11 protein-coding genes and 1 pseudogene are annotated in these 13345 nt (G+C 62.6%); 5 read left to right on the top strand and 7 right to left on the bottom strand.

Translation table 11 applies throughout. The annotated features are described in order from the left end of the window. Positions 1 to 204 precede the first annotated feature (204 nt). Positions 205 to 516 carry a DUF3817 domain-containing protein gene (locus H145_RS0102505; protein ID WP_019946560.1) on the top strand — a complete coding sequence of 104 codons (312 nt, stop codon included), beginning with the start codon at positions 205 to 207 and terminating at the stop codon, positions 514 to 516. A 109-nt stretch (positions 517 to 625) separates the two neighbouring features. Then, entirely contained in the window at positions 626 to 1987 is a 1362-nt protein-coding gene (locus H145_RS0102500; RefSeq protein ID WP_019946559.1) for a DUF389 domain-containing protein, read from the top strand. Between the two features lie 139 nt (positions 1988 to 2126). Here H145_RS0102500 and H145_RS0102495 read toward each other — a convergent pair whose 3' ends face one another. Then, positions 2127 to 2657, bottom strand: a complete 531-nt coding sequence (locus tag H145_RS0102495) for a hypothetical protein (protein ID WP_019946558.1) — start codon at positions 2655 to 2657, stop codon at positions 2127 to 2129. A gap of 207 nt (positions 2658 to 2864) precedes the next feature. Between H145_RS0102495 and H145_RS0102490 the strand changes: the two genes are divergently transcribed. Continuing rightward, positions 2865 to 3623, top strand: a complete 759-nt coding sequence (locus H145_RS0102490) for an SDR family NAD(P)-dependent oxidoreductase (RefSeq protein WP_019946557.1) — start codon at positions 2865 to 2867, stop codon at positions 3621 to 3623. A gap of 107 nt (positions 3624 to 3730) precedes the next feature. Here H145_RS0102490 and H145_RS19620 read toward each other — a convergent pair whose 3' ends face one another. Next, the gene (locus tag H145_RS19620) at positions 3731 to 4093 is read right to left on the bottom strand and encodes a hypothetical protein (protein ID WP_019946556.1); all 363 of its coding nucleotides are present in this window, start codon (positions 4091 to 4093) and stop codon (positions 3731 to 3733) included. A gap of 412 nt (positions 4094 to 4505) precedes the next feature. On the opposite strand from H145_RS19620, the gene H145_RS0102480 reads away from it, so the two are divergent. After that, complete coding sequence (locus H145_RS0102480) at positions 4506 to 5024, top strand: C40 family peptidase (protein WP_240471645.1); 519 nt, start codon at positions 4506 to 4508, stop codon at positions 5022 to 5024. A gap of 197 nt (positions 5025 to 5221) precedes the next feature. Continuing rightward, a pseudogene (locus H145_RS25110) lies at positions 5222 to 5575 on the top strand (YkvA family protein); the annotation flags it as partial. A 515-nt stretch (positions 5576 to 6090) separates the two neighbouring features. Here the strand turns inward: H145_RS25110 and H145_RS0102470 are convergent. The 5 genes from H145_RS0102470 to H145_RS22415 form a co-directional block, all read right to left on the bottom strand. Beyond that, positions 6091 to 6366, bottom strand: coding sequence for an acyl carrier protein (locus tag H145_RS0102470; protein WP_019946553.1), 276 nt, complete (start codon positions 6364 to 6366; stop codon positions 6091 to 6093). Between the two features lie 157 nt (positions 6367 to 6523). Continuing rightward, on the bottom strand, positions 6524 to 9937 hold the full coding sequence (locus tag H145_RS0102465) for an efflux RND transporter permease subunit (protein WP_019946552.1): 3414 nt from the start codon (positions 9935 to 9937) through the stop codon (positions 6524 to 6526). 24 nt (positions 9938 to 9961) lie between these two features. Then, a complete protein-coding gene (locus H145_RS0102460) occupies positions 9962 to 10348 on the bottom strand; it encodes a four helix bundle protein (RefSeq protein WP_019946551.1) in 387 nt (128 codons plus the stop codon). Positions 10349 to 10400: 52 nt separating this feature from the next. Then, positions 10401 to 11552 carry an efflux RND transporter periplasmic adaptor subunit gene (locus tag H145_RS0102455; RefSeq protein WP_071595105.1) on the bottom strand — a complete coding sequence of 384 codons (1152 nt, stop codon included), beginning with the start codon at positions 11550 to 11552 and terminating at the stop codon, positions 10401 to 10403. 80 nt (positions 11553 to 11632) lie between these two features. After that, entirely contained in the window at positions 11633 to 13321 is a 1689-nt protein-coding gene (locus H145_RS22415) for a TolC family protein (protein WP_019946549.1), read from the bottom strand. Positions 13322 to 13345: the final 24 nt, after the last annotated feature.

Here is a 13345-nt window from a genome sequence, read left to right as displayed (position 1 = left end):
GCGCCGGAAAGGCCCGCCGATTGGCGGGCCTTTCCTTTTTCAGTGCTGGATTCGACGCAGGAAGCGGCGTGAAGGCCGGGCGGGCTTTTCGCTGCTCCGGTTTGCCCTACCGCCGATGGCAGCCGGCCGGGGCGGTAAGGTTGGGGGCGCGGGCCTACCTTTGTGGTCCGGCGGCGCATTTGCGGTGGCCGTTGCTTGGTGTCTATGAAACAGCTTTTTGCTTCCCCGTTGGGCCGTTTGCGGCTGATTGGCTTTCTGGAGGGCCTCTCCTTTCTGGTACTGCTGGGCATTGCCATGCCGCTGAAGTACTTTTTCGGCCAGCCGTCGGCGGTGCGGGCGGTGGGTATGGCCCACGGCGCCTTGTTCGTGCTCTATTGTCTGCTCGTTATCGGGGCGGCGGTACAGTTCAGCTGGTCGTGGCGCAAAACGGCGCTGGCTTTCCTGGCTTCCATTGTGCCGTTTGGCACTTTCTGGGCCGATATGAAACTGTTTCGCGACGACGAGCCGGTGGGCTGAGGCGGCCGGGCGCCCGGCCGGGCCAGTGGTTGCTGCGCGGCGCCGGTGCATCTTTACGGCCGCGCTTGGCTAGCCGCCGCGCCGCCGTTTCATCTTCCTGCCTCGCGCTATGAATTTTGTGCTGCTCCGCTGGCTGCGCCGCCGCTTCGACCTGACCCAGGACATGGGCACGCCCGCCGACATTGTGCAGGACGTGGAAGAGGCACTCCTGTTCAAAGGCACCAACCTGTGGGTGCTCATGTTCGCCATTCTGGTGGCTTCGGTGGGCCTGAATGTGAATTCGACGGCCGTGGTCATCGGGGCCATGCTGATTTCGCCGCTCATGGGCCCCATTGTGGGCATCGGGTTTGGGGCGGCCACAGTGCGGGTCGAAATCATAAAGCGCGGCCTTTCCAACCTGCTGCTGGCCAGCGTTATCAGCCTGCTGGTGTCGGCGGCCTACTTCCGGCTGACGCCTCTCACCGAGGCCGGCACCGAGCTGCTGGGCCGCACCGTGCCCACCACCTGGGACGTGCTAATTGCCCTGTTCGGCGGCGCCGCCGGGGCCGTGGCCCTCACCCGGCGCGAAAAAAGCAACGTGCTGCCCGGCGTAGCCATTGCCACTGCCCTGATGCCGCCGCTGTGCACGGCCGGCTACGGGCTGGCGCTGGGCGAGTGGGGCTATATGTTCGGGGCGCTGTATCTGTACTCCATCAACTGCGTGTTCATTGTGCTTTCCACGCTGCTGGTGGTGCGGGTGCTGCCCATTCCGCGGGCCACGTTCACCGACAGCGCCCGCGCCCGCCGCGTGCAGCTGGCGGTGTGGGGCGTGGCCCTGCTGACGGCCGTACCGAGCGTGTATCTGGCGGCCGGTATTGTGCAGCGCACGGTGTTCAGCCACAATGCCCGGCGCTTTGTCGAGGAGCAGTTCAACCTGGCCAACTCCTACGTGGTCACGCGGCGGCTCGACCCCGAAACCCGCACCATTAACGTGCTGCTGGCCGGCCAGCAACTCTCGCCGCAGCAGTTGCGCGCGTTGCACGACCGCCTGCCCACCTACAGCCTGCCCAAAGCCCGCCTGATTGTGCGCCAGGGCCTGGGCTCGCTCGACTCGACCGACGCCCACTCGCTGCGCACCAGCCTGCTCGAAGATGTACGCGACCTGGGCGAGCGGGCCTTTGCCAGCTACGACGACCGGCTTACCCGGCGGCTGCAGCAGATTGTGGCCGCCACCACCGTGGCCACGGGCCTGCCCACCGACTCGCTGCTGCTGCGCGAAGTGCGCATCGAGCACCCGCTGGTGCGGCAGCTGGGCGTGAACACCGTAGTGCAGCCTGCCACCGATTCGCTGCGCGCCGATACGCTGCTGGTAGTGGCCGTGCGCAGCCGCCAGCCGCTGCCCGCGCCCGAGGCCCAGCGGCTGCGCCAGTGGCTGGAGCTGCGCAGCGGCGGCCGCCACCGCGTGCGCCTGCTGGAGCAGCCCGAGCCGTAACCACCCCTATCGGCCGCCCGGGCTCCGGAAACAAGATGCCCGGCTCCGTTAAAGCCAACCGCGGTACGGGTGCTTCAACGGAGCCGGGCTTGGGTCTTTTGGGGCTGGCCGCGCAGCTTAGCCGGCGGCGGCCCGCAAACTAGTCCTTGGTGGTGCGGCCGCGGTACACCGACTCTTCACTGCGGTTCCAGGTGTCCTCATCGTTGCCGTCGTATGCGCTGCTGCCGCGGTAGGTTTCACCCTTGCTGCTCTTGGAGCGTAGCGCCAGCCAGCTCAGGCCGCTTACCAGCAGTGCGCCGCCCACTACTTTTTGGGTGGGTGTGAGGCGGTTCACTTGCTCCACGGCTTTCGAGCCCAGGTCTTTGGCCTGCTTGGAGAGCTGGTTTACATCCACGTTCTGCAGCCACTGCTGCTGGCTGAACCAGGCTTTGGCTTTGGCTTCGAGGCCCTCTTCGCTGCCGCTTTGCTGGCCGGATTGGTTTTGCTGCTGTCGGCCCGAGGAGTTCGAGCTGCCCTGGGCGCCCTGGGGCTGCTGGCTGCGGTCGGTGTTGTCGCCGGCGGCCTGGCCGGTGGGCAGCGAGGCGCTGCCGCCGTCCTCGTGCTGGGCGGGCGTAAACGAAACGTGCTTAGCGGCGCTGTCGCCGGGCTGGTTGGTTTTTTGCGTGCTCATAGGAATACGAATTAATGTTGAAAAGGAAACCGGCGGGTGCTTCCGGGCCGGTCTGCTTTTATTCGTGAAACAGACCCGCAAAGTTGCCTTGGGCCCCGGCGCCGGCCCGCCGATAAGTTGGCCGGCCCCAAACATCCGGGCGGTGGCGCCGTTGGGCTACTACGGTTGCCTTTCCTTTCTGCCCTCTACTTTCTGCCTCCGCTGTTTATGCCCGCCACCCCCGCTGCCGAATCGGCCCGCCGCTTTCAGGATAAAGTATGCTTCGTTACCGGTTCCACCTCGGGCATCGGCCGGGCCACGGCCGTGCGCCTGGGCCGCGAGGGGGGCCGCTTGGTCATCATCGGCCGCACCGCCGACGAGGGCAAGGAGTCGGTGGAGCTGGTGGAGAAGGCCGGGGGCGAGGCGCTGTTTATCCGCTGCGACGTGGGCAAAGACGCCGACCTGAAGCGGGCCGTAGACCGCACGCTCAAGCAGTGGGGCCGCATTGATGTGCTCATCAACAACGCCGCCATGATGACTTTCGACCCCATTCTCGAACTCGCCCCCAACGACTGGGACCAGCTGATGAACGTCAACCTGCGGGCGCTGTTCCGGCTCACCCAGCTTTGCCTGCCACACATGAAAGGCGGCGCCATCGTGGCCGTCAGCTCGGTGCACGCCTTCCAGACTACGCCCAACGTGGTTCCCTACGCCGCCAGCAAGGGCGCCCTCGATGCCTTCGTGCGCGGCGTAAGTCAGGAAATTCCGCACACCCACGCCCGCATCAACGCCGTGGCGCCCGGCGCCGTGGACACGCCCATGCTCTGGAGCAACCCCAATGTGAAAAGCGGCAAGGAGAAAATTACGGGTCAGGTGGGCACCCCCGAGGAGCTGGCCGCCGCCATCTGCTTTCTGGCCTCCCCCGAAGCCAGCTTCATCAACGGCACCACCCTGGTCGTCGACGGCGGCCGCCTCGCAGCACTTTAAGGTGAAATAGTGAGATGGTGAAATGGTGAGTTTGATGTTTTAGCGGCCTGATTGCGCCACTTGCGCCGGTAGGGCCCCAAAACATCACTCACCATTTCACCACCTCACTATTTCACCTTCGGGCTGGGGTGGCGCTCGGCGGCGGTGGGCAGCGGGCGGCCCTGGGCGTAGTGGTGGGCGTCGCGCTCGGCGGCGGCGCGGGCTTCCACCTCAAACGGAATCTGGTAGTAGCCGTGGCGGGCCCAGCCCCAGAGGTAGCGCACCAGAAACCCCAGCCGGCCGTGCTGCTCAAACTGCCGGATGTGCTCCATCTCGTGCGCCACCCAGAACGGGTCGCGCAGAAACTGCTCGCGCGTGACGCCGCTCAGATGAATGCTGCGGCCCAGCACCATGGCCACGCTGGGGGCCGCCAGCTTGAGGCGGGCCAGCCGGGCGAAAGGTGAGTTTTCCACAATGCGGGCCACTTCCATAAATCAGCAGTTAGGGCGAGAGTAAAGGGCGGGATGTACGTAATATTATTCGGGCAAGTTGGGGCAGTTGCAAGACTATTTGCAAAATTCATTGACCTATTCCATGAATATTCGGTTTTAGCCGCATTTTTTCTTGGTGATTCCGGTTACTTCGGCCTAGCTTTACCCCACGCCTTCGTCTGCTCCTTTCGGAAAAGCCGCGGGCGAGTTTCTTTTTTTCCGCTTTTGCCATCCGGATTTCCGGTTGCCTATCGAGTAACGAACACCTTTCCACGCACGCCGGCCTTCGGGGCCGGTACTGCCAGCACCCTTCCGACGGACAATGAAAAACAGCCTCCTGTATTGCCTCGCCGCGGCCTCGATGGTCCTCTCTTTCTTCTTTGAGCAAGCCCCCGCCGCGTCTGGCAACCTTGTGGTTGCTTCTTCCCAACAAGCCTCCCTGCTGAGCGGATTTATGCCGGCCGCCTTCGAAGGTGACGGCGCCCGCACCCTCTCCAGCGCCGACTCGGTGGCCTACGACAAAGTAGCCGAGCGCCTGGGCATCCAAACTGATTACAACGAGAACGAGTCGCTGCTGTCCACGGTGGCCTCGTGGCTGGGCACGCCCTACCGCTACGGCAGCAACAGCAAAAGCGGCACCGACTGCTCGGGCTTCGTTACCCGCGTGTTCAAGGAGGTGTACGGCCTGACGCTGCAGCGCAGCTCGCGCTCCATGTTCGGCACCGTAAAGCGCATCGATAAGGACGAGATGCAGACCGGCGACCTGGTATTTTTCCGCCGCGGCCCCGGCCAGCCCATCTACCACGTAGGTATTTACCTGAAAGACAATAAGTTTGCCCACGCCGCCACCAGCGGAGGCGTAATGGTCAGCTCGCTGAAGCAGGCCTACTACAGCCGCAACTTCTACGCCGCCGGCCGCGTCGACCGCTAGGCGCCTTCGGGCCTCATTTCCTGCTTACCGCTCCGCCCCGTCCTGACCGACGGGGCGTTGTTGTTTGGGGCTCGTGGCGCTGGTTTTGGGTGGCGGCGCGGAACCGGGAAAGCGGGAAAACAATTTTGGGCCGATAGAGTATAGCACAACATCAGTGCCTTCGGGCCCCTACTCTCCCTCTCTATTTTCAACTCCGTATGGATAAGCAAGACCCTAAAGGACAGGATATAGCCTCTTCGGCCCTGTTCAAGAAATTCCTCGGCAAAGCCGAAGAATACGTGAAAAAGCCTACGCGCATGAAGCAGCTGCTGACGGACGCGTACGAGAAAGCCAGCTCCAAGAAAGACATGGGCTCCATTGCCCACGAGGCCTGGGAAACCATGCAGACGATGTTTCGCCTCATCAAGCTTTCGGCTTCGGGCGAGTACACCGGCCTGCCTACCACAACGGTAGTGGCCGCCGTGGCCGTAACCATCTATTTCCTGAGCCCCATCGACCTGATTCCGGACTTCATTCCGGTGCTGGGCCTGCTGGATGACGTGGCGTTGGTGGCCTGGTTCAGCACCACCATTCAGGAGGAGCTGCAGAAGTTTGCCGAGTGGGAGCAAACCCGCCCTACGCTGGTAGAAGACACCAAACCCAAAGCGCGGACCTCGGCCAGCGCCGATGCCGGCACCAGCGCCACCGAAAGCACCAGTTCTGATTCGGCCAAGCCCGGCAACATGGGTTCGGAGGCCAACAAGCCCCCCATGACGCCCCACGCCGCCGGTACCGCCTCGGCCACGACCACCCAGGCCGACGTAGCCGCCCACACCACCGACAGCAGCCGCGAGCCCAACCTCTCCACTCAGGGCCGCCCCGCCGGCGGCAACCTCGGCGGCAACGTGCGCTAGCGCTGTTAGCTGTTAGCTGTTAGCTGTTAGCTGTTAGCTGTTAGCTGTTAGCTGTTAGCTGGATAACGAAGAAGGCCCCGTACTCAGTTGAGTGCGGGGCCTTCTTTAGTTGAGGCTTTTCTATAATTCCGAACGAAAGCTAATAGCTATAAGCTCTTAGCTAACAGCTAACATTAAGCCGCCTGTGCTTCGGTATTGGTGTGGGTGGCCACGTAGTTCACGAAGTCGCCGATGGTGGTTAGGGGCACTTCGTCGGGGATGGTGATGTGGAAGTTGCGCTCCAGCTCCAGGATGATGTCGACCACATCCACGGTGTCGAAGCCCAGCTCGCGGCTCAGGTCGCTGCCGATGCGCAGGCGCCGGGCCTTGATGGCCTTACGCTTGCTGATGATGCGCAGCACCTGCTGCTGGATGGATTTGGGGGCGGTTGTGGAGGTGGAGGCGTACATAAGACGAGCCAACTGGGAGAGAAAAATAAGCGGACCGGGGCCGGCGGCGGCGTCTGGTGCGCCCGTTCGGGCGGAAGAGTGCCGAGTTGCGCCGAATGGTTGCAAGGGGTCAAAAAAAGCTCCGGGAAAATAAAATCTTCCCGGAGCTTCACTCAAATTATACGTTGGCCAGGATAGGCGGCGTGGCAGCGTCCACTTCCTCCTTATCGGCTGGCACCTCGGGCTCGCCCTTGATGCGCAGCTTCAGGCTTTCGGTCATCAGGTACATCACCGGCACCACAATCAGCGTAATGAGCGTGGCGAATACCAGACCGAAAATGATGGTCCAGGCCAGCGGGCCCCAGAATGTAACCGACTCGCCACCAATGAAGAAGTTGGGGCTGCCCGAGTTGAAGAGCTCGTAGAAGTCGATGTTCAGGCCGATGGCCAGCGGAATCAGGCCCAGCGTGGCGGCCGTGGCCGTCAGGATAACCGGGTTGAGACGGGTGCGGCCGGCCAGCACGATGGCTTCGCGCAGGGGCATGCCCTGGCTGCGCAGCATGTCGGTGAATTCGACCAGCAGAATACCGTTTTTCACCACGATACCGGCCAGCGCGATAATGCCCACGCCCGTCATCACGATGCTGATGTTCATGCCCGTAATTGCCAGGCCCAGCAGCACGCCGATAATCGAGAACACAATTTCGGTGAGGATGATGATGGGCTTGCTGATGGAGTTGAACTGCATCACCAGAATGAGGAAGATGAGGCCGATAGCGCCCGCGGCGGCAATGCCGAGGAAGTCGGAGGTTTCCTTCTGGTCTTCCTGGGCGCCGCCCATTTTCACGGTGTAGCCCGAGGGCACGGGGAACGAGCGGAGCGACGTTTCAATCTGGCGCACCACGTCGGGGCCGGTGAAGCCGCCGAGTACGTTCGAGGAAATCGTAATCACGCGCTTCACGTCTTTGCGCTTGATGCCGCCGTAGGTGGTGCCGTAGTTCACGTCGGCTACCGAGGCCAGGGGCACCTGGCGCACCTGGCCGGTGGCGTCGCGGAAGGTGAGCGGCGAGTTCAGGATGGCGTCGATGTCGGAGCGGTAGGGCTCGGCGTAACGCACCTGAATCGGGTACTCGTCGTCGGGCGTTTTGAATTTGCTGGCCTCGGTGCCGTAGATGGCCGTGCGCACCTCCATGCCAATCTGGGCCGTGCTGATGCCCTCGCGGTTGGCGCGGGTCCGGTTGATGTCGACGGCAATTTCGGGGTTACGGTCCTCCAGGTTCGAGCGCAGCTGCTCGATGCCGCCGATGTTCTTCGACTCGATAAAGCGCGTTACGTCCTTGGAAAGCTTGATGAGCGTGGGGTAGTCGTCGCCGGCTACCTCGATGGCAATGGGCTTGCCGGTGGGCGGGCCGCTGCTTTCCTGGTCCACCGAAATTTCGGTGCCCGGAATGCCTTTCACCACCTCCCGGATTTCATCCATGTACTTGGAAGTGGAAGGGCCGGTCCGCTCGCTCATCTCCTTGAAGGCCACGGCCACTTTGGCCAGGTTGGACTGCGAGGTACCGGCGGCCGAGGCTTCGCCGGGGTCGGCGGCGCCGATGGCCACGTTGGTAATCACCGATTCCACGTCGTGGTTATCCTTGCCGATAACGCTGTAGATGCGTTTTTCGAGGATGCGGGCCACCGAGTCGGTTACCGTTACGCGGGTGCCCACGGGCATCTTCAGGTAGGTGTAGATGAACTTGGGGTCGCCTTTGGGGAAGAAGTCGACCTTGGGCGAGCGGGCGCCCACGGCGAAAATCGACACCACAAACAGCACCACCATGCTCAGCATAATCGACTTGGGCCACGAAATGGCCCAGCCCACGAGGCGGGCGTAGCCGTGCTGGAAGCGCGGCAGCACCTTGGTCTGGAAACCGGCAATCAGGTGCACGAACACGAAGCGGTTCAGAATCACGAGCACGGCCAGCGTCAGCATCAGGCTGCCCAGGAAAGTCGAGCCCAGCAGGAAGCCCAGGATGGCAATGCCGACCATAACGCCGATACCGATGGAGAGCGGCCGGTCCCACTGCGGCTTCTCGCCCAGGTGGTGGTCTTCGCGCTCCATGAAGCTCACGGCAAACACCGGGTTCATGATGAAGGCCACGATGAGCGACGACATGAGCGTGAGAATGAGCGTAACGGGCAGGTAGAACATGAACGAGCCTACAATGCCGGGCCAGAACATGAGCGGCACGAACGGCGCCACGGTGGTAAGCGTACCGGCCAATACCGGAATAAATACCTCGCCGGCGGCGTACTTGGCGGCCTGAGGCGTCGTCAGCTCGGGGTGCTCGTGCAGCAGGCGGTGGGTGTTTTCAATCACCACAATGGCGTCATCCACCACGATGCCCAGCGCCAGCAGGAAGGCGAAGAGCACAATCATGTTGAGCGAGAAATCGAACGTGGGCAGCAGCACGAAGGCCAGGAACATGCTCAGCGGCACCGAAAGGCCCACAAACAGGGCGTTGGTGGTGCCCATGAAGAACATCAGAATCAGCGTTACCAGAATAAAGCCGATGATGATGGTGTTGATCAGGTCGTGCAGCGTTACGCGGGTGTCGTTGGACGTGTCGCCGGTAACCGTAATGGTCAGCTCGCCGGGCAGCGTCTTCTCCGACTCGTCGATAATCTGCTTGATTTTGTCGGAGGCGTCGATCAGGTTTTCGCCCTGACGCTTCACCACGTTCAGCGTCACGGCCGGCTTGCCATCGAGACGGGCGAAGGATTCGCGGTCCTTGAAGCCGTCGGTTACGGTGGCAATGTCGCCGAGGCGCACGGCCGAGCCATTCAGGTTTTTCATCTGAATGTTGGCAATGTCGGCGGCCCGCACGTACTGGCCGGCCACGCGCACGGCGCGCTTCTGGTTGCCCACATCCACGGTACCGCCCGAAATGGTCACGTTTTCGCGGCCGATGGCGGCGCTGATGTCCGAGAAGCTCAGGCGCGAGGCCCGTAGCCGGTTCAGGTCCACATCCACGTTCACCTGCTGATCGAGGGCGCCGATGATGTCCACGCGGGTAATTTCGGGCAGGGCCTCAATCTTGTCCTGGAAGTCGTCGGCGTACTTTTTCAGCTGGCTGATGGGCAGGTTGCCGGCCAGGTTGATGTTCATGATGGGCAGCTCCGACAGGTTTACTTCCTGCACGGTGGGCGGCGAGGGCAGGTCGTTGGGCAGCTCGGAGCTGGCCTTGTCCACGGCGTCCTTGATGAGCTGCTTGGCGTACTGCACGTCCACGCCGGAGGTAAACTCCACGTCCACGATGCAGTAGTCCTGGTTGGAGGTCGAAGAAATCTTCTTCACCCCGTTCACGCTCTTGATTTCCTTCTCGATCTGGCGCGTCACCAGGTTTTCGATGTCGGTGGGCGAGGTACCCGGGTAAATCGTGGCCACGATAATGCGCGGAATCACGATGTCGGGAAACTTCTCTTTGCCCAGCTTCACGTAGGCAAAAATGCCCATGATGGTGAGAATAAGCGCGATGATGTAAATCGTGGTCTTATTGTCAATGGACCAACTGGTGGGCCCGAATTCTTTTTCGATGTCCTGCATAGTGAAGAAGCTAGGAGTTGGAAGCTAGGAGTTAGAAGACTGGATAGTGGCCCGGATGGATTTTCCGTACGCTTCAAGCAGTCGGCCTACTTCGTTCGCTTGTTCAATGAGTGATGCTGTATCGGCGTAGCCTAAGTCGCGGCTTAGCAGAAAGTAATAGTGGGTTTCTTCGAGCGAGCCTTCGGCCGTATTGAAAAACCGGAGTTTGTCGCGGGCGCCGCGCTTGCGAAACCCCTCGGCAATGTTGGCCGGAACCGACACCGCTGCCCGACGAAGCTGGGAGGTAAGTGCGAACAACTCATGCTTAGGAAATGATTCGGTTACCCGATAGACCATCAGCACCAGTTGGTGGGCCTTTTGCCACACCACGAGCTGCTGAAAGTTCTTCGCGGGCTCCCGTTTCGCTTCCATTGTTCAAGGCTCAGGCACAAATTCTAGCTCCCAGCTTCTAACTCCTAGCTCCTTAGAGACTAATAGCTTGTCCTTCGTTCAGGTTCTGGTAGCCGGCCGAAATCACCTGGTCGCCGGTTTGCAGGCCCTCGGTTACTTCGACTTTGCCGTTGTAGGTGTTGCCGACTTTGATGATGCGCTTGGTGGCCACCTTCTTGCCGCCTTTGTCGTCCACGACCAGCACGTAGCTGTTCTGCTCGTCGCGCTGCACTAGGTCAACGGGCAGCACGGTGGCATTCTGGCGGTTGTAGTTGAGGATGCGCACGTTGGTCACCATGTTGGGGCGCAGGCGGCCGGCCTTGCCGGGGTCGGCCAGGCGCAGCTCCACGGTGAAGGTGCGGCTGGTGGGGTTGATGGTGCTCGTCACCACGCGCACGGTGGCGGGCAGGTCCGATTCGCCGAGGTCGGGAATGGTTACCAGCGCTTTGTCGCCCACCTTGATGCTGTTGGCGTAGGCTTCCGACACATCGACCACGATTTTGCCGCTGCCGCTGTTGCTGAGCAGCTTCACGACGGGGGCGCCGGGGGCCACGGTTTCGCCCAGCTTGGGCAGCACGTCATCCACGGTGCCGCTGAAGGGCGCTACCACGCGGTACAGGTCGCGCTGGCGGTTGAGAGTGGCCAGGTTGCTTTGCAGGGCCCGGTAGTTGTTGCGGGCCTGCAGGAACTGGATTTCGGTGCCAATCTGCTGGTCCCAGAGGCGCTTCTGCTTTTCGTACACCACCTTGGCCAGGTCCATGCGCACCTTCAGCTCGGCCACGCTGGCGTCGAGCACCGCGGCATCCACGGTAGCCAGGGTCTGGCCCTTGCGCACCTTGTCGCCGCGCTTCACGCTAAGGCTGGTAAGCGTGCCGGCCGCGCGGGCCGAAACGGTGGCGTTCTGGTCGAAATCAACCCGGCCCTGCACTTCGAGGTAGCTCTTGAAGTCTTCGCCGGCCACTTTAATCACCGATACCGGCGTGGCCTGCAAAGCGGCGGCAGCTTCCGAAGCGCCGGTTTTGGCCTCCAGCTCCGAAATTTTCGCCTGGTTGGTAGCCTGCTCCTGCTTGAGCTTGGCCAGTTCCGCCGCCGGGTCTTTGGAGCCGCAGGAGCTAAGGGAGCTGCAAGCCGCCAGCCACAAGCTGCAAGCCGCAATGCGCGAGGGAGTAATTGAAAGGAGAGACATATGCTTACTGAGGAGTGAGTTTGAGATTAGCGAGCAGTCGAGCGCAAAAGACTTGCAGCTTGCAGCTGGCGGCTTGTAGCTTACTTATTGGCTTTGCGGAACAGCTCGCCGGTGGCTTTGTCGCGGTCGACTTTGGCTACCAGCACGTCGTAGAGGGCGGCGTAGTAGTTAGTCTGGGCTTCGCGCAGGCCGGTTTCGGCCGAAATTACCTCCAGGTTGGCTCCTACGCCCTCCTGAAACTTAATGCGCGACACGCGGGCCACTTCTTCGGCCAGGGTCAGGTTGGCCTTCTGGTTTTCGAGCACATCGAGGGCGTTGATAAGGCTGGTGCGGCTCTGCGCGTCCTGCAGGTCAATGCTCTGGCGCAGCGTCTCGAAGCCCCGCTCGATGGTTTGCTGCTGAATGCGCGACTGTTGCACGAGGTACTTGCGGCGGAAGCCATCGAACACCGGAATCTGCAGGCTCAGGCCCACGTTGCCGAAACCAAACCAGTTCTGGTTGGGGTAGCCGGCGCCGTTGCGCGAGTCGGGCCCGCGGAAGGCGAACAGGTCGTTGGCTTTCTGGCCCGAGCCCGAAAAACCGTAGGCGGCCGTAGCCAGCAGGCGCGGGTAGGCGCCGGCCCGGCGGTTGGCCAAGTCGAGGCCGGCCAGGGCCTGCTGGGTTTCGAGGGTGCTGAACTCGATGCGGTTGTTGTAGTTGATGGCGCCGGCCAGCTGCCCGGTGCGGGCGCCGCTGAGGGCCGTCTGCTGGTCCTGGGCGCGCTGGTCGGCGTTGTCGGGCGTAGTGGGGGCCGGGGCGGTGGGCACGTCGCCGAGGCCGCTCACGCCGCCACCAGTGCGGAAATCGGCCGCGCCCAGCGTGCGGCGCAACGAGCCGGCGTCTACCAGCGCGGTGCTCAGCGAGTCGCTCAGCTGCACGGCCTGCTGCTGGGGCAGGCCCATCTGAAACTTGAGCAGGGCCACGCTCAGCTCGGTGAGGCGGCTGGCTTTCTGCTGCTCCACCACCAGGTTGTTGCGCTGCACCTGCAGGCGCTGCACGTCGAGCTTTTCGGCGAAGCCCGCCTTGTACGTTTCGCTGGTCTGGTAGAGCAGCGTATCGAGGCGCTGCACGTTGCGCGAGAGCAGCTGCAGCCGCTCGCGGGCCACCAGGGTGCTGTAGTAGGCCTTGCTGACCTGCTCCACCACGTCAATTTCGGCCTGCTGGGTTTGCTTCTGGGCCAGCTCCTCGTACACCTTGGCCGCTTTCAGGCCGATGAGGTAAGCGCCATCAAACAGCAGCTGCGACACCGAGGCGCTGGTGTTGCCGGCCCACCGCAACCCGAAGGCAAACGCCTGGGGCGGCACCGGGTCGGAGGGCAGCGTCACGGTGCCCAGGTTTACCGTCTGCCCGCTCTGGGCGGCGGCAATGTCCTGGGGCGTGAGCGTAGTGGCCGAGGCCCCGCCGCCCAAAGCACCGAAGTTCACCAGGCTTTTCTGCAGCTTGAAGTTGTCGGCCACGTTGGCCGTCACGTTCACCTGGGGCAGGCCCGCCGACCGGATTTCGCCCACTTTGGCTTTGGCCGTCTGCTCGGCCAGCCGGGTGGCCTGCAGCGTCGACTTGTTTTGCACGGCGTAGTCGATGGCCTGCCTGAGGCTGAGCGGCAGCGTACCGGTGGTGGCATCGAGCGTGGTGCCCAGCGCCGGCTGGGCCGTTTGGGCCAGGGCGGCCCCGGCCGGGGCCAGCAGGCCCGGCCCGGAAGCCAGCAGCAAGAGGCGAAGGTTCTTTTTCATATATAGGAACTTGGGGACTTAGGT

The sequence above is a fragment of the Hymenobacter aerophilus DSM 13606 genome (assembly GCF_000382225.1).
GTDB classification, from domain to species: Bacteria; Bacteroidota; Bacteroidia; order Cytophagales; family Hymenobacteraceae; genus Hymenobacter; species Hymenobacter aerophilus.
Note: the sequence above shows the minus strand (reverse complement) of the source record. Positions and strands in the feature narration are given on the sequence as shown.

Excerpts from the sequence above, each read along its gene's own strand:
- H145_RS0102505 (WP_019946560.1), top strand. The coding sequence starts at position 205 with ATGAAACAGCTTTTTGCTTCCCCGTTGGGCCGTTTGCGGCTGATTGGC.
- H145_RS0102500 (WP_019946559.1), top strand. The coding sequence starts at position 626 with ATGAATTTTGTGCTGCTCCGCTGGCTGCGCCGCCGCTTCGACCTGACC.
- H145_RS0102495 (WP_019946558.1), bottom strand. The coding sequence starts at position 2,657 with ATGAGCACGCAAAAAACCAACCAGCCCGGCGACAGCGCCGCTAAGCAC.
- H145_RS0102490 (WP_019946557.1), top strand. The coding sequence starts at position 2,865 with ATGCCCGCCACCCCCGCTGCCGAATCGGCCCGCCGCTTTCAGGATAAA.
- H145_RS19620 (WP_019946556.1), bottom strand. The coding sequence starts at position 4,093 with ATGGAAGTGGCCCGCATTGTGGAAAACTCACCTTTCGCCCGGCTGGCC.
- H145_RS0102470 (WP_019946553.1), bottom strand. The coding sequence starts at position 6,366 with ATGTACGCCTCCACCTCCACAACCGCCCCCAAATCCATCCAGCAGCAG.
- H145_RS0102465 (WP_019946552.1), bottom strand. The coding sequence starts at position 9,937 with ATGCAGGACATCGAAAAAGAATTCGGGCCCACCAGTTGGTCCATTGAC.
- H145_RS0102460 (WP_019946551.1), bottom strand. The coding sequence starts at position 10,348 with ATGGAAGCGAAACGGGAGCCCGCGAAGAACTTTCAGCAGCTCGTGGTG.
- H145_RS0102455 (WP_071595105.1), bottom strand. The coding sequence starts at position 11,552 with ATGTCTCTCCTTTCAATTACTCCCTCGCGCATTGCGGCTTGCAGCTTG.
- H145_RS22415 (WP_019946549.1), bottom strand. The coding sequence starts at position 13,321 with ATGAAAAAGAACCTTCGCCTCTTGCTGCTGGCTTCCGGGCCGGGCCTG.